The organism is Streptomyces sp. NBC_00236, assembly GCF_036195045.1.
Taxonomy (GTDB): domain Bacteria; phylum Actinomycetota; class Actinomycetes; order Streptomycetales; family Streptomycetaceae; genus Streptomyces.
This window is the reverse complement of the sequence record NZ_CP108100.1, coordinates 4,869,164-4,888,082: the sequence shown is the minus strand read 5'-3', so window position 1 is coordinate 4,888,082 and position 18,919 is coordinate 4,869,164. Positions and strand designations below refer to the sequence as shown.

At 73.0% G+C, this 18,919-nt stretch carries 18 protein-coding genes and 1 pseudogene; 9 read left to right on the top strand and 10 right to left on the bottom strand.

Annotated elements, in window-relative coordinates; translation table 11 throughout:
• Position 1: 1 nt before the first annotated feature.
• Positions 2-667, top strand: a complete 666-nt coding sequence (locus tag OG446_RS22005) for a hypothetical protein (RefSeq protein ID WP_328895664.1) — start codon at positions 2-4, stop codon at positions 665-667.
• Positions 668-742: 75 nt separating this feature from the next.
• Here the strand turns inward: OG446_RS22005 and OG446_RS22000 are convergent, their stop codons facing one another.
• The 4 genes from OG446_RS22000 to OG446_RS21985 all read right to left on the bottom strand — a co-directional run bounded on the left by OG446_RS22000 (position 743) and on the right by OG446_RS21985 (position 3,469).
• Positions 743-1,525 (bottom strand): thioesterase family protein, encoded by a 783-nt coding sequence (locus OG446_RS22000; protein WP_328895663.1) that lies wholly within the window; start codon positions 1,523-1,525, stop codon positions 743-745.
• Positions 1,526-1,689: 164 nt separating this feature from the next.
• Positions 1,690-2,457: an SDR family NAD(P)-dependent oxidoreductase gene (locus OG446_RS21995; protein ID WP_328895662.1), complete on the bottom strand. Its 768-nt coding sequence runs from the start codon at positions 2,455-2,457 to the stop codon at positions 1,690-1,692.
• Positions 2,458-2,603: 146 nt separating this feature from the next.
• On the bottom strand, positions 2,604-3,020 hold the full coding sequence (locus OG446_RS21990; protein ID WP_328895661.1) for a Zn-ribbon domain-containing OB-fold protein: 417 nt from the start codon (positions 3,018-3,020) through the stop codon (positions 2,604-2,606).
• Positions 3,017-3,469 (bottom strand): DoxX family protein, encoded by a 453-nt coding sequence (locus OG446_RS21985; protein ID WP_328895660.1) that lies wholly within the window; start codon positions 3,467-3,469, stop codon positions 3,017-3,019. Before OG446_RS21985 ends, OG446_RS21990 begins: the two co-directional genes overlap by 4 nt.
• Before the next feature lie 149 nt (positions 3,470-3,618).
• On the opposite strand from OG446_RS21985, the gene OG446_RS21980 reads away from it, so the two are divergent.
• The 3 genes from OG446_RS21980 (at position 3,619) to OG446_RS21965 (ending at position 8,478) form a co-directional block, all read left to right on the top strand.
• On the top strand, positions 3,619-4,809 hold the full coding sequence (locus OG446_RS21980; RefSeq protein WP_328895659.1) for a flavin-containing monooxygenase: 1,191 nt from the start codon (positions 3,619-3,621) through the stop codon (positions 4,807-4,809).
• Positions 4,810-5,312: 503 nt separating this feature from the next.
• The gene (locus OG446_RS21970; protein WP_328895658.1) at positions 5,313-7,541 is read left to right on the top strand and encodes an acetate--CoA ligase family protein; all 2,229 of its coding nucleotides are present in this window, start codon (positions 5,313-5,315) and stop codon (positions 7,539-7,541) included.
• 67 nt (positions 7,542-7,608) lie between these two features.
• Complete coding sequence (locus tag OG446_RS21965; RefSeq protein WP_328895657.1) at positions 7,609-8,478, top strand: enoyl-CoA hydratase/isomerase family protein; 870 nt, start codon at positions 7,609-7,611, stop codon at positions 8,476-8,478.
• 12 nt (positions 8,479-8,490) lie between these two features.
• On the opposite strand, the gene OG446_RS21960 is transcribed toward OG446_RS21965, so the two are convergent.
• A complete protein-coding gene (locus tag OG446_RS21960; RefSeq protein ID WP_328895656.1) occupies positions 8,491-9,054 on the bottom strand; it encodes a Uma2 family endonuclease in 564 nt (187 codons plus the stop codon).
• Positions 9,055-9,220: 166 nt separating this feature from the next.
• Here OG446_RS21960 and OG446_RS21955 point away from each other — a divergent pair, with 166 nt between their 5' ends.
• Together OG446_RS21955 and OG446_RS21950 are read left to right on the top strand one after the other, a co-directional pair.
• Positions 9,221-10,648, top strand: a complete 1,428-nt coding sequence (locus OG446_RS21955; protein ID WP_328895655.1) for a sensor histidine kinase — start codon at positions 9,221-9,223, stop codon at positions 10,646-10,648.
• Positions 10,649-10,686: 38 nt separating this feature from the next.
• Positions 10,687-11,373: a response regulator transcription factor gene (locus OG446_RS21950; RefSeq protein ID WP_328898375.1), complete on the top strand. Its 687-nt coding sequence runs from the start codon at positions 10,687-10,689 to the stop codon at positions 11,371-11,373.
• On the opposite strand, the pseudogene OG446_RS37225 reads toward OG446_RS21950, so the two are convergent.
• Positions 11,335-12,054 (bottom strand): annotated as a pseudogene (locus OG446_RS37225) (phosphatase PAP2 family protein); the annotation flags it as partial. The gene OG446_RS21950 and the pseudogene OG446_RS37225 sit on opposite strands and share 39 nt — an antisense overlap.
• A gap of 147 nt (positions 12,055-12,201) precedes the next feature.
• Here OG446_RS37225 and OG446_RS21940 point away from each other — a divergent pair.
• Positions 12,202-12,825, top strand: a complete 624-nt coding sequence (locus OG446_RS21940; RefSeq protein WP_328895654.1) for a flavin reductase family protein — start codon at positions 12,202-12,204, stop codon at positions 12,823-12,825.
• A 45-nt stretch (positions 12,826-12,870) separates the two neighbouring features.
• On the opposite strand, the gene OG446_RS21935 is transcribed toward OG446_RS21940, so the two are convergent.
• Positions 12,871-14,187 (bottom strand): MFS transporter, encoded by a 1,317-nt coding sequence (locus OG446_RS21935; protein WP_328895653.1) that lies wholly within the window; start codon positions 14,185-14,187, stop codon positions 12,871-12,873.
• A 206-nt stretch (positions 14,188-14,393) separates the two neighbouring features.
• On the opposite strand from OG446_RS21935, the gene OG446_RS21930 reads away from it, so the two are divergent.
• Positions 14,394-14,723, top strand: a complete 330-nt coding sequence (locus OG446_RS21930) for a hypothetical protein (protein WP_328895652.1) — start codon at positions 14,394-14,396, stop codon at positions 14,721-14,723.
• On the opposite strand, the gene OG446_RS21925 is transcribed toward OG446_RS21930, so the two are convergent.
• Together OG446_RS21925 and OG446_RS21920 are read right to left on the bottom strand one after the other, a co-directional pair.
• Positions 14,680-15,093, bottom strand: coding sequence for a ribosomal maturation YjgA family protein (locus tag OG446_RS21925; RefSeq protein WP_328895651.1), 414 nt, complete (start codon positions 15,091-15,093; stop codon positions 14,680-14,682). The genes OG446_RS21930 and OG446_RS21925 overlap by 44 nt on opposite strands.
• On the bottom strand, positions 15,090-16,379 hold the full coding sequence (locus OG446_RS21920; RefSeq protein ID WP_389261243.1) for an MFS transporter: 1,290 nt from the start codon (positions 16,377-16,379) through the stop codon (positions 15,090-15,092). Before OG446_RS21920 ends, OG446_RS21925 begins: the two co-directional genes overlap by 4 nt.
• A gap of 58 nt (positions 16,380-16,437) precedes the next feature.
• Between OG446_RS21920 and OG446_RS21915 the strand changes: the two genes are divergently transcribed.
• On the top strand, positions 16,438-17,448 hold the full coding sequence (locus OG446_RS21915) for a GlxA family transcriptional regulator (protein WP_328895650.1): 1,011 nt from the start codon (positions 16,438-16,440) through the stop codon (positions 17,446-17,448).
• Positions 17,449-17,462: 14 nt separating this feature from the next.
• Here the strand turns inward: OG446_RS21915 and OG446_RS21910 are convergent, their stop codons facing one another.
• Positions 17,463-18,512, bottom strand: coding sequence for a Zn-dependent alcohol dehydrogenase (locus tag OG446_RS21910; RefSeq protein ID WP_328895649.1), 1,050 nt, complete (start codon positions 18,510-18,512; stop codon positions 17,463-17,465).
• Positions 18,513-18,919: the final 407 nt, after the last annotated feature.

The window sequence follows — 18,919 nt, the reverse complement described above, 5'->3', positions numbered from 1 at the left end:
GATGAAGTGGTTCCAGCGGGATCGCACGGAGCAGGACCCCGGCGTGACACCCCTCGTCGGAGTCACCAAGACCGCAGGAGCGTCCGGGCAGGCGCCTCCGCTGCTCACCGCGGGTGGACCGGTGCTGCAACGCGTGGGCGGCGACGGCAACCAGGTCGCACCGCTGACGACCGGAGCGGGACCGGTCGTTCTGGACATCACCCACCACGGGGCCGGCCATTTCGTCGTGGACGCGCTGGGCCCGGACCTCCAGTCGCAGAGCCAACTGGTGTACACCGACGGGCCCTTCTCCTGCCGCTCGCTGGTCAACGCCGACGACAGGTCCGTGCGGGCGCTCCGGGTCCAGGCCGACGGGCCGTGGACGATCGAAGCGACCTCGGTGTCGAGCGCACTGCCCCTGGACGACCATGCGCGGCGGCCCGCATCGGACGTCCTGCGCTACGAGGGCGGCCCGGGCATCGCGACGCTCCGCTACGAGGGCGACCCGCAGTCGGACGACGGCGGCTACTTCCTCGTCGACACCTTCGAGACGGACGGCAGCGGTTTCCTGGACGAGCTGGCCAACCACATCGGCCCGTGGCGGGGCGAGGCGCCGCTGCCCGGTCCCTGCCTCGTCCACGCCCGCTCCGACGGCCCGTGGTCCATCAGCGTGCAGCGGCTGGGGTGAAGACCGGTCGGGCCCGACCGTACGCGGAACCCGAGGTGAAGCCGGTCCCGTCCGTCCGGCCCGAACACCGCCGCTTCACGAGGGCCGGACGGTGAGGATCTGCTCGGCCCGGCCGACGGGGCCGTGGATGTCGTGCAGGACCGTGCTGGTGATGCCCTGGCCGGTGGGGCCGAACACGACCGTGGTGTCGAGCCCGGTCCAGTCGCCCCCGGGCCGGCGGTGCAGGTGGATGGTCAGGTCGACGTTCGGGAACATCCAGGCGGTGGGCTGCTCGCGTACGGCGATGCCGTTGGCGGTGTCGACGAGCGCGACGTACGACGCGAGCGGGCCGGCGGGTTCGCCCGCGACGAGGTCGAGGGGCGTGGAGATCCAGGCCGCCGTACGGCCCGGCCGGGGCGGCGCGAGCGGACGGACGTCGAGGGACGCGATGTAGCCGCCCGGCCAGAGATCGGCCATGGGCCAGGGTGCGAGCGCCTCGGGAGGGGTGAGCCGGTCGGCCTCTCCACCGGCGACGGCGCCGGTGTCGCCGGAGGCGAGGCACCAGGCCCTGGCGCGTACGACGGGACGGTCGCCGATGAGGGCGACGGCTTCGACCAGTTCGATGGTGCGGCCGGGCCGGATGGTCTCGACCCGGATCTCGCACGTGTCGAGGGCGAGCCGGCCGAGGATGTCGAAGCTGATCCGGGACAGCAGGAGCGGCTCGCCCGGCCGGTCGGCCAGGTGCCGGTCGATGGCGTGGGTGATGAGGCCACCGAGCGGGCTGAAGTGCACTTCGTCCGTGCTCCACGCACCGCTCGCGTGGGCGGTGGGCTTGAAGCTGTGTGCGTCGATGCGCTCGTAATAGCTGCCGGTGCTCATGCGGTGGTTCCCTCGCGGCTGTGCGGATCAAGGAACACCAGCGTGTCACCGCACGGATGCCGACCGCCGCCCGGGTCCCGGCCGCGTAGTCCCCGCAAGGCCGGTCACGGCAGGTCCGGGGCCCAGGCGCCCGGGTCCCGGCCGTGCCTTCCCGGCAAGGCCGGTCACGGCAGGTCCGGGGCCCAGGCGACGCCGTTGATGTGCGACCCGCCGTCGACGAAGAGCGTGTTGCCGGTGACGTAGCGAGCGCCCTCGCCCGCGAGGAACGCGGCGACCGGGGCGATGTCCTGGTCGGGGTCACCGACCCGCCCCATGGGGTTCGTGGCGTCGGCCTGCCCCTCCAGTTCCGGGTGCTCGCTCATCATCCGCCGGAAGGCCGCGCTCTTCGCGCCCGGGCAGATCGCGTTGACGACGACCCCGGTGGGGGCCCACTCTCGGGCGGCGGTCCGGGTCAGGGTGCGCAGGGCCTCCTTGGCCGTGTTGTACTCCAGGGTTCCCATGTGGGCGTTCACGCCGTTGAGGCTGCACATGTTGATGACCCGGCCCCATCCCCGCGCCTTCATGTGCGCGAACGCCGCCTGCATCGCCCAGAACGGCCCGTAGAAGCCCACGCCCAGACCGCGGGCCAGCATCTCGTCGGTCTTGTTCTCGACCCGGCCGACATCGCCCGCTCCCCAGGCGTTGTTGACCAGGATGTCGACGCTGCCCCATTCCCGTACGGCGGTGTCGACCATCGCCAGCACCTGCGCCCGGTCACTGACGTCGGTGCGCACGAAGCGGCCGCCGATCTCCTCGGCCGTGGCGCGGCCGGTCTCCTCGTTCAGCTCCGCGACCACGACCCGGGCCCCTTCGGCGGCGAACCGCCGGGCCACGGCGGCTCCGATGCCGTCCCCGGCGCCGGTGACGATCGCGACGCGTCCTTCGAGTGACATGTGCGTACTCCCAGCAGTCGGGGCAACAGAACCGGCGTTACGCATCCAAACCGGTACGGCCCCTCCGGGCCGCACGCCGTCCCGCTGGGCGGGACACCGTCCCCGCACGCCCCGTCCGGTGGGGGCACCGTTCCCGCACGCCCCGCTCAGGGCCGGAAGACCGCCACCGCCTCGCACCCCTCCTCCCGCCGGAACGTCACCCGCAGCTCCATCCCGATGGCGAGGGCGCTCTCCTCGCACTCCACGACCTCCGTCATCATCCGCGGCCCCTCCGCGAGATCGACGACCGCGGCGACGTACGGGACACGGCCGCCGAACGGCGGCAGGTCGTTGCGGTGGACGACGGACCAGGTGTAGAGCGTGGCCCGGCCGCTCGCCCGCACCCAGTCGACCTCCTCGCTCCAGCAGTGCGGGCAGAACTCGCGCGGGTAGTGATGCGCCCGGTCGCAGGCGCGGCAGTGCCGCAGCAGCAGATGCCCCTCGGCGGCGGCGTCCCAGTAGGGGCGGGTGAACGCGTCGGGTTCCGGGAGGTCGTAGCGGGGAGCCCGCACCGCGCCCGTCACAGGAAGAGCCCGAACGCCCGGTCCAGGGACCAGGCCTGCCAGGACATCGCGAACAGCGCGACGAGGGAGATCAGCGCCATCATCGCGTTCTGTCCCTGCTCGGCCCAGTCGTGGATCATCAGCACCAGGTAGAGCAGATTGAGCAGCAGCCCGGCGACGAGCGCGACCGGGGTCAGGAGGCCGGTCACCAGGCCCAGGCCCAGGGCCAGTTCCGCGTAGACGACGAGGTACGCCATGGCCTTCGGCCGGGGCGCGACGATCTTCTCGAAGCCGGTCCGGACCATCGGCCAGCGGTGCTTGCCCGCGACGTCCGACGCCCAGGCGATGCCGGTGCCGCGTTCGAACCAGCCCTTCTTGTCCTTGTGGCGCCAGCTCTCCAGCCACCACAGGCCGAGGCCTATTCGGAGCACGGCGAGCCATTGGGCTCCGTCGAGCCAGATCGTCCGCATGTGGGGCCTCCCGTTCGCTGGATCTGACGGTACGTCAGTTCACCCGATGGCGGCGGCCCGCGCAAGAGGCGCGCACCCGTGATCAATTCGCAATCGATTCCGGTCTTGACCGAGACCCATCAAGGGGGCGCGCGATTACGCTCCGAACCATGTCCGACAGCACACCTACCGCCGGTAGCAGCAATACCCCGGCCCCCACCGACATCACCGAGGACCGACCGGTCTACGTCATCGGCGGCGGTCCGGGCGGCCTGGCCGCCGCCGCGGCCCTGCGCGAGCAGGGGGTCCGCGCGGTCGTCCTGGAGAAGTCCGCGGACGTGGGGGCGTCCTGGCGGCGCCACTACGACCGGCTGCACCTGCACACCACCCGGCGCTGGTCCGCCCTGCCCGGGCTGCCCATGCCCCGCAGGTTCGGCCGCTGGGTCTCCCGGGACGACGTGGTGCGCTACCTGGAGAAGTACGCCGAGCACCACGAGCTGGAAGTGGTGACGGGCGTCGAGGTCTCCCGCGTCGACCGGGCGGCCGACGGCACCGGATGGCGGCTGACCGCGACCGGCGGACGGGAACTGACCGGCCGGGCCGTGGTCGTGGCCACCGGCTACAACCACACCCCGCGGATCCCCGACTGGTCCGGACGCGACACCTTCACCGGCGAACTGCTGCATGCCTCCGCGTACCGCAACCCGGCTCCGTACGCGGGCCAGGACGTCCTCGTCGTGGGCGTCGGCAACACGGGCGCGGAGATCGCCGTCGACCTGGTGGAGGGCGGCGCGGCGCGCGTACGGCTCGCGGTGCGCACCGTCCCGCACATCGTGCGCCGCTCCACGGCGGGCTGGCCCGCACAGGCGACGGGCATCCTGGTGCGCCGGCTGCCCGTCGCGCTCGTCGACCGGGCGGGTGGGCTGATGGCCCGCGTCGCGGTGCCCGACCTCGCGGAACAGGGGCTGCCCCGCCCGGACACGGGCCTGTACTCCCGGGTCAAGGACGGGGCGATCCCGGTCCAGGACGTGGGACTGATCGACGCGGTGAAGGACGGCCGGGTGGTACCGGTGGCGGCCGTCGAGTCGTTCGACGAGGACGCGGTGGTGCTGGCGGACGGGACCCGGATCACCCCGGACACGGTGATCGCCGCGACCGGCTATCGGCGGGCCCTGGAACCGCTGGTCGGCCATCTCGGGGTGCTGGACGCGCGGGGCCGTCCGGTGGCGCACGGCGGCCGCACGCCGAAGCAGGCGCCCGGCCTGTACTTCACCGGGTTCACCAACCCGATCAGCGGCATGTTCCGCGAAATGGCCCTGGACGCACAGAAGATCGCGAAGCGGCTGGCGCGCAGCGTTTGATCCGCCCCCGCCCGCGCGAAGACCCCGCAGTCGTCGGCCGGGAAACCGGACCCGGCCGTGATCCGTCCCCGCCCGCGCGAAGACCCCGACCGGTTCGTGCTCCAGCGCCGGGACAACGAGACCCACCTTCCGTGGTGGCCCGGTCAGCCACGTCCCGCCCGGCACCCTGACCCGCTACGGCGCCGCGCTGCGCGCGCCCGTCGGAGCGGGGACGGACGGCGCCGTCCGCTCGGGCGAGCGCGTCGCCGAGGAGGTCGTCGCCGCACTCTGACGCCCGTGGGGCGTCCCGAGGTCGAGAGCGGTGGTCCGGTGGCAGGATCCCGGACCACCGCTCTCAGGTCCTTCCGGACCACCGCTCTCAGGTCCTTCCGGAGCTCCGCTCTCAACCTTTCCCTGCACGCCCATTCCTGACGGGCCGTCAGTTCAGTAACCTGACAGAGCGTCAGTTTTGTGCCCGGGCACCGCGCGTGCCGACGGACTTTCGAGCAGGAGTGGGCGGAACGATGCTTGGATCGACTCACGGCACCCTCACCACCGACTTCCGCGCCAGGGTGGTGGCCTGCGGCGAGGAACCGCACGCCGCCGTCCACAGCATGGCGGCCGCCGCCGCGGAGGGCGACCTCGACGTCAGCGGCCGCCCGCTGCACGCGCCCGTACCGGATCTGGACCGGTTCTTCCGGCCGGAGTCCGTCGCCGTCATCGGCGCGTCCGACACCGAGGGACGCCCCAACACCGGGATCACCCGTCAGCTGATCGCCTGGGCCGAGCGCGTCGGGGCACGGCTGCATCCGGTGCACCCCACCCGCGAGTCCGTCTTCGGCCGGGCCTGCGCTCCCTCCGTCGCCGATCTGCCGGAACAGGTGGACCTGGCGGTCCTGCTGGTCGGCGACCCGCTCCCCGTGATCGAGGAACTCGCGCAGGCCAAGGTGAAGTTCGCCGTCGCCTTCGCCTCCGGATTCGCCGAGACCGGTGCGGAGGGCGCCGCCGCACAGGCCCGGCTGGCCGCCGCCGTCGAGCGGTCGGGGCTGCGGCTGCTCGGCCCGAACACCAACCTCAACGCCTTCGAGGAGTTCCGCGACGACCTGGACGGGCCGGCGATCGCGCTGATCACCCAGTCCGGCCACCAGGGACGCCCCGTCTACACGCTCCAGGAGCTGGGCGTGCGGCTCTCGCACTGGGCTCCCACGGGCAACGAGGCCGATCTGGAGACCTCCGACTTCATCGCGTACTTCTCGCAGCGCCCCGAGGTCGGGGCGATCGCCTGCTACGTCGAAGGGCTCAAGGACGGGCGCTCCTTCCTGCTCGCCGCGGACCGCGCCGCGCGGGCCGGGGTCCCGGTGGTGGCGGTCAAGGTGGGACGTACGGAGACGGGGGCCAGGATGGCCGCGTCACACACCGGCAAGCTGACCGGCGCCGACCAGGTCGTCGACGCGGCGATGCGGCAGTTCGGCGTGATCCGGGTGGACGGCCTCGACGAACTCCAGGACACCGCGGCCCTCCTGGCCCGGGCCCGCAAGCCCCTCGCCGACGGCGTCGTGGTGTATTCGATCTCGGGCGGCACGGGCGCGCACTTCTCGGACCTGGCGACGGAGGCCGGTCTGTCGCTCCCGGTCCTGTCCGAGGCGAAGCAGGCCGAACTCCACACCTGGATCCCCTCCTACCTGAACGTGGCGAACCCGGTCGACAACGGCGGCCACCCGGTCGGCGACTGGCGCGGCCGGAAGATCATCGACGCGATCCTCGCCGACCCGGAGGTCGGGGTGCTGATCTGTCCGATCACCGGCCCCTTCCCGCCGATGAGCGACAAGCTCGCGCAGGACCTGGTGGACGCGGCGGAGGCCACGGACAAGCTGGTGTGCGTGATCTGGGGGTCGCCGGTCGGCACCGAGGACGCCTACCGCACGACGCTGCTCGGCTCGTCCCGCGTCGCCACCTTCCGTACGTTCGGCAACTGCATCACCGCGGTGAAGGCGTATCTGGACCACCACCGGTTCACCGCCTCCTACCGCTCCCCGTTCGACGAGGCGCCGCGCACCCCGTCGCCCTCCTTCCGCAAGGCGCAGGCACTGATGCGCCCGGGCCACCAGCTGAGCGAGCACGCGGCGAAGCAGCTGCTGCGCGCGTACGGAATCCGGGTGCCCCGCGAGCAGTTGGTGACCAGCGCCGCGGCGGCCGTCCGGGCGGCGGGGCTCGTCGGCTACCCCGTCGTCATGAAGGCGTCCGGCGCGCGGCTGGCGCACAAGACGGAACTGGGCCTGGTCAAGGTCGGTCTCACCTCCGCCAGCCAGGTGCGGGACGCCTATCGCGAACTCACCGACATCGCGCGCTACGAGGACGTCGAGCTGGACGGCATCCTGGTCTGCCAGATGATCGAGCGGGGCGTCGAGATGATGGTCGGCGTCACGCAGGACGCCCTGTTCGGACCGACGGTGACGGTCGGCCTCGGAGGCGTACTCGTCGAGGTGCTGCACGACGCGGCGGTGCGCGTGCCGCCGTTCGGCGAGGACCAGGCGCGGGCGATGCTCGGCGAACTGCGCGGCCGGGCACTGCTGGAAGGCGTGCGGGGCGGTCCGCCGGTGGATGTGGACGCCCTCGTCGAAGTCGTCCTGCGGGTGCAGCGGATGGCCCTGGAACTCGGCGACGACCTCGTCGAGCTCGACATCAACCCGCTGATGGTGCTGGGCCGGGGCCAGGGCGCCGTCGCCCTGGACGCGCTGGCGGTCTGCCGCTGACCGACCCCGCCACCACGCCGACCGCCCACCCCGCCACCGGGCCCACCACCCGCCCAGGAGCTGCCTCATGCCGTCCTCCCCCGAAGACACCACTGACCACGCCGACCCGTCCGGATCGCCTGAATCATTGATACTCCACGCCACTGACAACGGCGTCTCGTGGATCACGCTCAACCGCCCCGCGGCGATGAACGCCGTCACCTGGGACCAGCGCGAACGCATCATCGCCCTGCTCGGCGAGGCCTCCGCCGACCCCGGCATCCGGGCCGTGGTCCTCACCGCCACCGGCCGCGGCTTCTGCGCGGGCGCCGACCTTCGCGGCGCCCCGGCCACCGGTTCCCAAGCCACCCGTTCCCCCGCCACCGGCGACCGGGTCCCGGGCGACGTGGCCCGTACGATCCGGCTCGGTGCTCAGCGCCTGATCGCCGCGGTCCTGGACTGCGAGAAGCCCGTCCTCGCGGCGGTCAACGGCACGGCGGCGGGCATCGGCGCGCATCTCGCGTTCGCCTGCGACCTGGTGCTGGCCGCCGAGTCGGCCACGTTCATCGAGGTGTTCGTGCGCCGCGGCCTCGTACCGGACGGCGGTGGGGCGTACCTGCTGCCGCGCCTGATCGGCCCGCAGCGCGCCAAGGAGCTGATGTTCTTCGGCGACTCGCTGCCGGCGGCGGAGGCGGAGCGTCTGGGCCTGGTCAACCGGACGGTCCCGGACGAGGAGCTGGCGGCTACGGCGAAGGCCTGGGCCCAGCGCCTGGCCGAGGGACCCACCCGCGCGATCGCCCTCACGAAGCAGCTCGTCAACGCGTCGCTGGACGCGGACCGGACCACGGCGTTCGCGGCCGAGGCGATGGCTCAGGAGATCAACATGACGACGCAGGACGCCAACGAGGGCGTGGCGAGCTTCGTGGAGCGGCGGGTGCCGAAGTACCGGGGCGTGTGAGGGGCGCCCGCGTCACGCGGGGGACAGCCCGCTCGTGTCCAGGTCCAGGCCGAACGGGTCCGGCAGCCGCAGAACCGTACCGAACGGGTGCGGGCCGTCCACGTGGGTGTACCCGAGATCGCCGGGCTCCGAGAACAGGGTGACGCTGCCTTCGATCCGGTCGACGAGGAGGTAGAGGGGGGCACGGTACTCGGCGTACCGGCGGCGCTTCACGACCCGGTCGGTCTCCGCGTCCGACTCGGACGTGACTTCCACGACGAGAAGCGTCTGGTCGGGGAGCAGAGCCCCGCCGCCCTTGGCGAGCGCCTCGGGTACGACGGCGATGTCGGGGACGTACCAGTTCGACGAGCCGGGCAGGTCCAGGTTCCCCGAGCCCTCGACGCATCCGAGTGCGTCGACACGGTCCTCGATCTGGCGGCGGACCACCCGGGCGGCGCGTTCGTGCTCCCAGGTCGGTGACACGGGCTCGATGATCCCCTCGATGATCTGGACACGATCTCCGCGGATGCGCTGTACCGCGCATTTCAGGGCGCGTTCGGAGTCGATGCCCTGCCCGTAGTCGGGCGCACTGGTCATCTCGCATCTCCTTTCGCTCCCCCACTTGTGACAACTCCGGGTATCCGCTGCGCCACCCGGTGTCGCCGCTGTACGGGAAGCCGCGGCCAACCTCCATGTGCGGGCGTCGGGCACCCCTGACTTTCGGCAGTGCCGCCGCAGCCTCCGGTTGCGTACGGTCGGCCGGGTGGAGAGAGCGACGATCAGCGACGCGGCCCGGCGGGCCGCCGCACCGGGGAGCCTGCTGACCGTGGCCGCCGGGGCCTGCGTCGCACTGAGCACGGTCAGCCTGTGGTGGGCGCTGCCTGCCGCGGTGACGGCGTTCCTCGCCGGGCGCGAGCCGGGCAGGACCGGGCCGACCCTTCTGGTGCTCGTCACGCTGGTGGCCGGTGGAGTGGTGGCGGTTGCCCTGGTGCCTTCCTGGCTGCTGATGGCGGGGCGGTTCGTCGCGGTGGTCGTGGTGGCCGCGATGCTGCCGTGGTTCGCGGGACGGTTCTGGCGTCAGTACCAGGAGCTCGTACGGGCCGGCTGGGAGCGGGCGGCCCGGCTGGAGCGCGAGCAGCAGCTCGTCGCGGAGCAGGCCCGGTCCCGTGAGCGGGCCCGCATCGCGCAGGACGTGCACGACGTCCTCGGGCACGAGCTGAGCCTCATCGCCCTGTCGGCCGGCGCCCTCAAACTCGCTCCCGGGCTGGACGAGGTCCACCGGGCAGCGGCCGGCGAGATCCGGGCCCGGGCGGCCGCCTCGGTGGAGCGGCTCGGCGAGGTGATCGGCCTCCTGCGCGAGGAGGCTGACGACGGGCCGCCCGGACCGCCCGGCACCGGCATTCCCCGGCTGGTCGCGGAGGCGGCCGCCGCCGGTCTCCCGGTCGCCCTCCACACCGAGGGCGACGCCGCGGCCATGCCCCCGCCGGCCGCACGGGCCGCCCACCGCGTCGTCCAGGAGGCCCTGACGAACGCGGCCAAGCACGCGCCGCGGGCCCGGGTGGACGTGCGGCTGGTCCACGGAGGCGGGGTGACGACGGTACGGGTCGAGAACGGCCCGCCGCCCGGAACCACGGGCTGGTCGGGCGCCCCCGGCACCGGGCTGGGGCTGATCGGGCTGGACGAACGCGTACGGCTGGCGGGGGGCACCTTCACCCACGGCCCGTACGCCGACGGCTTCGCGGTCGTCGCGCGCCTCCCGCACACCCCGCCCGTCCAACTCCTCCCCACCGCCGCGCCCGAAGCCGTCCGGCAGGACCTGCCCCCGGAGCACCGGCGCGCCCGCAGCCGCGTCCGCCGGGCCCTGGTCCTCGCCGTCGTGCTGCCACTGGCGGCGTGGGCGGTGCTGAGCGCCGCGCTCATGGGGTGGGACATCCACTCGGCCCGGCAGTCCGTCCTGCACCCGGGCGACTACGCACGGCTCCGGGTGGGCCAGGAACGGGCCTCGGTCGCCCACCTGCTGCCCGAACGCGAGACCAGGCAGCGGCCGGTGGCCGGGGAGCCGAAGGGACCGGGCGTCACGTGTGTGTACTACGCGATGACCGCCGACCGCTTCGATGACCGGTCCGGGGACGCGTACCGGCTCTGCTTCCGGGACGGCAGACTGCTGTCCAAGGAGGCACTCGCCCCGTGAACGCCGCACGCCCCCTCCCGCACCACGAAGGAAGACAGATGATCCGCGTCCTCATCGCCGACGACGAGCCGATGATCCGTGCCGGGGTGCGTGCTGTGCTCTCCACCGATCCGGGCATCGAGATCGTCGCCGAGGCGTCGGACGGCCACGAGGCCGTGGAGCAGGTGCACCGTCACCACCCGCACGTGGCCGTGCTCGACATCCGGATGCCGGGGACCAACGGCATCGAGGCGGCTGCCGAGATCCGGCGCACCGTCCCGGCGACGGGCGTCGTGATGCTGACGACCTTCGGCGAGGACGACTACATCCTCCAGGCGCTCGGGGGCGGCGCCGCCGGTTTCCTGATCAAGTCGGGTGAGCCCGAGGAGCTGATCGCGGGAGTCCGCGCGGTGGCCGACGGCGCCGCCTACCTGTCACCGAAGGTCGCGGCCCGGGTCGTCGCCCATCTCTCGGCGACGGGCGCGGGCGCCCTGGCAGGCCGCCGTACCGCCGCCCGGGAACGGGTCCGCGCGCTCACCGCCCGGGAACGCGACGTGCTGGCCTTCCTCGGCGGCGGGCTGTCCAACGGGCAGATCGCGCGCCGGCTCCACCTGGTCGAGGGGACGGTCAAGGCCCATGTGAGCTCCATCCTGGCCCGGCTGGGCGTGGACAACCGGGCCGCCGCCGCGGTCGTCGCCCACGAGGCCGGGGTCGCCTCCCCCGCGCAGCCGCCCGCCGATCGCTGACGCCGCCGCCCGGGCGAGCGGCAGGAAAGCGAGCAGTACGGCCGCGGCCACCGAGCCTCCGAGCACCGCACCGGCCAGCACGTCGTGCGGATAGTGCGCCCCCACCAGAACCCTCAGCAGCGCCGCCGCCGCTGCCAAGGGCAGGGTGACGGCGGCCAGTCGGGGCCGCAGCAGTGCCAGGCCCACGCCCAGACCGGCCGCGAGGGTGGCGTGGTTGCTCGGGAAGGACCAGTCACCCGGTGACGGGCACTCGGCGAGCGCCGCCGCGCCGTGGAGCAGTACCCGGCAGGGGCGCTCCTCGTCGACGACGAGCTTCACGGCCTCACTGATCGCGTAGGCGAGCACGGTGCCGGACCCGATGAGCACCGCACCGGCGGAGACCTGGGTGTCACCCCGCCGTACGGCACGCCACCAGACCCACACCAGCAGCAGTCCGAGGGCCACCAGCATCCCGTCACAGGCTGCTTCCAGCAACGTTCCCGCCCAGGCGGGTACGTCGTCCACCGCCCCGGTCACCGAGCGGTATACCGACGCCGAGGCGCCGTCCGTCACCTCCACGGCCCGTTCGGTCCCCAGGCCTCCCGGGGCGAGGCCCATGACGGTGGCCGCTCCCGCCCCGAGGACCGCGCAGGCGACCAGGGGCCGTGCGTTCCGGGTCCGGCTTCCGGTTTCTCTTCTCATGGGGCCCGAACGTAGGCGCGACGGCGGCGGGACTCCCGGGCCGAACGGCAGGGGTCACCCCTGACGAAGGTCGGGGGTCCTTCCTTCCCCGCCCTTCCCATCTGACGCATCGTCAGCTCTAATCGAGGGGTGATGGGACACGCAGGCATGGCCGCAACCGCAGTCCGCTATCTCAGGTCCGTCGGCGCTCCGACGGCCGTCGGCCCGGAGCGGGTCGATCCGCTGCCGCGGCCCTCGCTGCGGGCCGTCGCCGAGGACGAGCGGCTGCCGCTCGACCGGGGCGAGTTCCGGCGCGTCCTGGGGCACTTCGCGAGCGGGGTCACCGTGGTCACGGCACACGACCCGGGCGACGCCGACGGATCGGCCGGCCCGGCGGGCTTCGCCTGCCAGTCGTTCTCCTCGCTCTCGCTGGACCCGCCACTGGTCACGTTCATGGTCGCCCGTACGTCGACGACCTGGCCCCGCATCGCCCGCGCCGGGGCCTTCTGCGTCAACATCCTGGGCGCGGACCAGGGCGCGCTGTGCCGGGGCTTCGCGGTGAGCGGGGCCGACAAGTTCGCCGGAGTGGCGCACTCCCCCGCGCCCGCGACCGGTTCGCCCCTGCTGCACGACGTGCCCGCGTGGGTCGACTGCCGCATCCAGGCCGTCCACACCGGCGGCGACCACCTGATCGTCGTCGGCCGGGTGGAGGCGCTGGGGGCGACGGCGGACGAAGACGGAGAGGGTCCGCTGCTCTTCCACCGCGGGTCGTTCGGACGCTTCAGCGGCTGAGCCGGCTCACCCCGCGACGGCGTCCGCCGCCATCGACCGATCGGCTCACCCCGCGACGGCCGCGGGCAGCCCCTTCACCCGGCGGATCATCAGTGCCATCAGCGCCGCCATCGCGCAGAGCGCCCCCGCCGCGTACCAGACCACGTCGTACGAGCCGAAGTGGTCGCGCGCCACCCCGCCGAGGAACGCCACCAGCGCCGCGCCCACCTGGTGGGAGGCGAGGACCCAGCCGAAGACGATCGCGCTGTCCTCGCCGTACTGCTCCCGGCACAGGGCCAGGGTCGGCGGGACCGTGGCGACCCAGTCGAGGCCGTAGAAGACGATGAAGAAGATCATCGGCGGCTCCACGGTGGCGGACATCAGAACCGGAAGGAAGAGGAGCGAGACGCCTCGCAGGGCGTAGTAGACGGCCAGCAGCCGGCGGGCGTCGAAGCGGTCGGTGAGCCAGCCGGAGAAGACCGTGCCGATGATGTCGAAGATCCCGATGACGGCGAGCAGCGAGGCCGCCGCGGTGATCGGCATGTGGTGGTCGTGGGCCGAGGGCACGAAGTGGGTGCGGATCAGACCGTTGGTGGAGGCACCGCAGATCGCGAAGGACCCGGCCAGCAGCCAGAACGGTCCGGTGCGGGCCGCGTCGAACAGGACGCGTACGGTGCGCCTCGCCGCCCCGCGTGCGGGCGCGGGCTTGGCGACGTACTCACCGCCGTACGGGGCGAGGCCCACGTCGGCCGGGTGGTCGCGCATCAGGAGCATGACGAACGGGACGACGGCCAGGGCGGCCAGGGCGACGGTCACCGAGGCGGGCTGCCAGCCGTGCCGGTCGACGATCCAGGCGCACAGGGGCAGGAAGACGAGCTGCCCCGAGGCGCCGGCCGCGGTGAGGATGCCGGTGACCAGGCCCCGGCGGGCGACGAACCAGCGGTTGGTGACCGTCGCGGAGAAGGACATCGCCATCGCGCCGGTGCCGAGCCCGACGAGCAGCCCCCAGTAGATCATCAGCTGCCAGGCCGCGGTCATCCAGACGCTGGCCAGCGCACCGGCCGCCACGGCGCTGAGGGCGACGACCACGACCCGGCGGATGCCGAACCGGTCCATCAGCGCCGCGGCGAACGGCGCGGTGAGCCCGTACAGCGCCATGTCGATCGAGACGGCCAGCCCGATCTCCCCGCGCGACCACCCGAAGTCCTCGTGCAGAGGGTCGATCAGCAGCCCGGGCAGGGCGTTGAAGGCGGCGCCGCCGATGATCGTCACGAAGGCGACGGCGGCGACGATCCAGGCGCGGTGAATGCGGCGGGGCCGGGGGGCCTCGTGGCCGGTCCGCGGGCTGTCGTCGCTGGTGGCGGGTTCCGTTGTCTGGGTCACGCCGCCAGCATCCGGCCTCCGCGGCCCCTCCCACGAGTGGCCCGGAGGACATGGTTCGCAGGGATCGGGCCACGCGTTCCCCGACACCGTCCGGAAGCCGGCTTCTCGCATACGCGTACGATCTGCGTCGATCGGCGGCCGGGCACACCGCACACGGAGCGGGCCCACGCGTCCGCGCCGCTCCGTCCGCGTCCCGGGGGTCTCGCATGCAGTGGGTCGAACGTCAGCACTTCCACCACAGGTCGGCGCTGATGCAGGGCTGGGGGGCCGTTCTGCTGCTCGTGGCCTGTGGGTTGTGGGTGCGGCTGGGCTTCCTGATGTGGGACCAGGACGACTCGTTCTACTGCTCCCGCGCGTCGATCTGCGAGCTGGACGGCACCATGTCCACGCAGCTGATCCTCCTGGCCGTCTCCGCGCCCCTCTCGGTGGCCGGCTCGGCGCTGCTCGTCGCGGGCAGTGCGCGCCGGCAGACCACCGAACACGTCCTGCGGGTCATCGAGATGCAGCAGTCCGAGGAACGGGCCCGCCGCAAATAACCGCACGGTGAGCCGCCCAGACGGCCGTCGCTCCCACCGCGTACCAGAACAGGTCGGGCGCGTTGAACGTCGAGCCGAACACCAGCCGTGCCACCGCGCTGCGTTCGGACAGTTCGGCGGGTACGCCGGTGAGCTGGAAGAACTCCACCGCCCAGCTGATCCCCAGTCCGGCACCGGCCACGGCGAGCGGCCGGGCGCGGGGGGCGCACAGAACGACGAGGGCGCAGACCAGGACGGTGTAGAGCGCGTCACCCGCGTACTTGGCGACCGCTCCGTCCGCCACGGTACGCACTCCGAGCCCGGCCGCGACGGTCAGCACGGCCGCCCCGGCCGCAACTCCCCGGATGCGGGGAACACTTCGCCCGCTCACCCGATCCGCTCCAGCCGCCGGATCGGCCGGGCCGCCAGCAGGACGCCCACCGCCAGCATGTTGATCACCGCACCGGCGAGCAGCACCTCCGGGGCGCCCAGCCGGTCCGCGACCGGTCCGGCCAGCGCGCGGCCCGCCGCCAGCATCAGCAGCGAGCCGGCCACGTCGTACGCGTGCAGCCGGTTCAGCGCCTCCGGCGGTACATGCGTCTGCACGGTCGTCGACCACATCACCAGCCAGAACGCGAACGCCGCGCCCGCCACGAACTGTCCGGCCCCCAGCGCGAGCACCGGCAGCCCGAGCCCCAGCACCACCAGGTTCACGCACACCCCGGTCAGGGCGAAGGCCCCCGCGGTCAGCGGGCGGCGCGGGCGCAGCCGCAGGGCCAGCAGGCCGCCGAGGACGCTGCCCGCGCCGTTCACCGCCATCATCGCGCCGTACGTCCCCGAGCCGTGCGCCTCGGTGACCTCGACGGCGGTCAGCGGGAGCATCGGCCCGAGCACGGCGAAGCCGTACACCGTCCAGATCGCGATCACGCCCCACAGCCAGCTGCGCGCCCTGAACTCGCGCCAGCCGTCGACCAGTTCCGCGACGAACGTCCCGCGCGGCGCCTCGTCCGACGGGGCGGGCGCGAGCCGCAGCAGGAAGAGGCAGACACCGGAGACCAGGAACGTCGCCGCATTGGCCGCGTAGACCGCGCCGGCGCTCGCCAGCCCGACGAGCATGCCCGCGAACGCCGGGCCGGCCATGGTCATCAGCGCCTCGGACACCCGCAGCACCGCATTGCCGCGCTGCACGTCCGTCGCCACCCGCGGGGTGGTCGAAGCGACCCCCGGCTGGAAGAGCGCCGCCCCCACACCGGCCACCGCGCTCAGCGCGTACACCGCCCACAGCGGCGGGTTGCCGGTGGCGAAGGAGACCGCGAGCACCGAGGCGCCGATCAGCCGCAGCGCGTCAGCGATGATCATCATCCGGCGCGGGGTGAAACGATCCGCCAGGACGCCGCCGAAGAGGACGAACAGGGCCAGCGGGCCCATCCAGGCCGCCAGCGCGAATCCCACCGAGGAGTGCGGCCGCCCGGCTCCCAGCAGCCCCGCGGTGAGCGCCACCGGGATCATTCCGTCGCCGAAGAGGGCGGCGGTCCGGGCCACGAAGAAGAGCCGGAAGTTGCGGTTCCAGAGCCGGTCCGGTCCGAGGGGCGCACACGGCAGGGGCGGCGCATCGCGCGGAGCGCCTTCATGATCCGCGGCGGGAATGCCCGCGAGGTCTGCTGACTTTTCCTTCACACCGAGGACATGTATCAGCTTATGGTCTACACCAGCTAGTGCGAAGGGAGTCCGTACCGTGCCGCACCGGGTCGTCGTTCTCGCCCTCGATGGGCTGCTCCCCTTCGAACTGGGCATCCCTCAAAGGATTTTCGGCCGTTCGCTCGGTTCCGAGCCGCTGAACCGAGGCCGGAAACTGTACGAAGTCGTGACCTGCTCGATCCGGCCGCCCGGCCCGGTCAGCACCGACGCGGACTTCACGATCACCGTCGAGAACGGCCCGGAGGCGCTCGCCACGGCCGACACCGTGGTGATCCCCGCCAGCTACGAACTCGGCCCCGTCTACACCGAGGGCCGGCTGACGGACGAGCTCGCCGCCGCGTTCGCGCACATCAGGCCCGGCACGCGGATGGTCTCCATCTGCACCGGCGGCTACGTCCTCGCCGCGGCCGGATACCTCGACGGGCGCCCGGCCACCACCCACTGGTCCGCCGCCGACCACTTCCAGAAGCTGTTCCCCGCCGTCCGGGTCGATCCCGACGTCCTGTTCATCGACGACGGGGACGTCCTCACGTCCGCCGGGGTCGCCGCCGGCATCGACCTCTGCCTGCACATCGTGCGCCGCGACCACGGCACCGCCGTCGCCAACGACGTCGCCCGGCGCACGGTCGTACCGCCGCACCGCGACGGCGGCCAGGCCCAGTACATCCAGCGCCCGCTCCCCGACCCGGGCGTCTCGGCCACGACCACCGCCCGGGCCTGGGCGCTCGGCCGGCTGGAGTCGCCGATCCTGCTGCGCGACATGGCGCAGCAGGAGTCGATGAGCGTACGGACGTTCACCCGGCGGTTCCGCGAGGAGGTCGGGATCAGCCCGGTCCAGTGGCTGACCCAGCAGCGGGTGGAGCTGGCCCGCCGGCTGCTGGAGTCCACCGATCTGTCGGTCGACCGGATCGCGCGTGACGCCGGCTTCGGCACCCCCACCTCCCTCCGGCAGCATCTGCAGGCGGCGCTGGGGGTGTCGCCGACGATGTACCGGCGGACGTTCCGGTCGACGGCGGCCGGGGCCCGGCCGCGCGGTGTCAGGGCCTAGAGGAGTGTCAGGGCCTAGAACACCAGCACGCCCCGGGCCACCCGCCCGTGGTGCGCGTCGTCCGCCGCCTTGGCGAAGTCCTCCACCGGGTAGGTCTCGGTGACCAGTTCGTCCAGCAGCAGCCGGCCCTCGCGGTACAGCTCCGCGTACAGCGCGATGTCGCGCTGCGGCCGCGAGGAGCCGTAGCGGCAGCCCAGGATCGACTTGTCCAGGTACATCGACGAGACCAGGAACGACGCCTCGGCCGTCGCCGCCGGCACGCCGAGCAGGATCGCCTGGCCGTGCCGGTCCAGCAGGTCGATCGCGGTACGGATCAGCTCGGTGCGACCCACGCACTCGAAGGCGTGGTCGGCGCCGTGCGGCAGGATCTCCTTGACGCCCTCCGCCGAGGTGAGGAAGTGCGTGGCGCCGAACTGCCGGGCCACGGCCTCCTTGTCGGGGTTGGAGTCGACCGCGACGATGGTCAGCGCTCCGGCGATCCGCGCGCCCTGGATCACGTTGAGCCCGATGCCGCCGGTGCCGATGACGACGACGCTCTCGCCGCGGTCGACCTTGGCCCGGTTGAGTACGGCTCCGACTCCCGTCAGCACCCCGCAGCCGATCAGGGCGGCCGAGGTCAGGGGCAGGTCGGCGGGGATCTTCACCGCCTGCACGGCCTTGACCAGGGTCCGTTCGGCGAAGGCCGAGTTGGACGCGAACTGGTACAGCGGTTTCCCGCCGCGCGAGAACGGCTGCCCCGGCATGCCGATCGCCTTGCGGCACATCGTGGGCCTTCCCCGGTCGCACTGCGCGCAGGCGCCGCAGCTGGCGAGCGTGGACAGGGCCACATGGTCGCCGGGCGCGACATGGCTCACGCCTGCGCCGACCGCCTCGACGACGCCGGCGCCCTCGTGGCCGAGCACGACCGGCAGCGGGAACGGGATCGTCCCGTCGATCACCGACAGATCGCTGTGGCAGAGCCCGGCCGCGGCGATGCCCACCAGCACCTCGCCGGGGCCGGGGTCGCGTATCTCCAGGTCGTCGACGACCTCGGTCCGTTTGCCGTCGAAGACGACGCCTCTCATCTCGACTCCCTCGCTGGGCCGAGCACGCGCTCGGCGGTGGTGTTCCTTGAATTGCCGGTGTGCTTCCCGCACTTGTGCGTGTACGTGGCCAGATCAAGCCCCTCCGGCGAGTGAGGAGCGGGGTCCGGGGCAGCGCCCCGGCGACGCGCCCGCGCCAGGCAACCGGAGCTCGGCCCCGACCGGGGGCTCCGCCCCCGCACCCCCGCTCCTCAATCGCCGGAGGGGCTTGATTTCACGCCCCGCTCCCGCAGGGCAAGCCCCCTCAGGCAGGAGGACACAGGCCCACTCCACCCCGCAGGAACGAATCCGCGCCCGCCCCACCCCGCAGGGACGAATGCGGGCCGCCCCACCCCGCAAGGGGAAGGAACCCGTGCCGCAGAGGCGGTGGCAGGCGCCCGCCCCGGGGC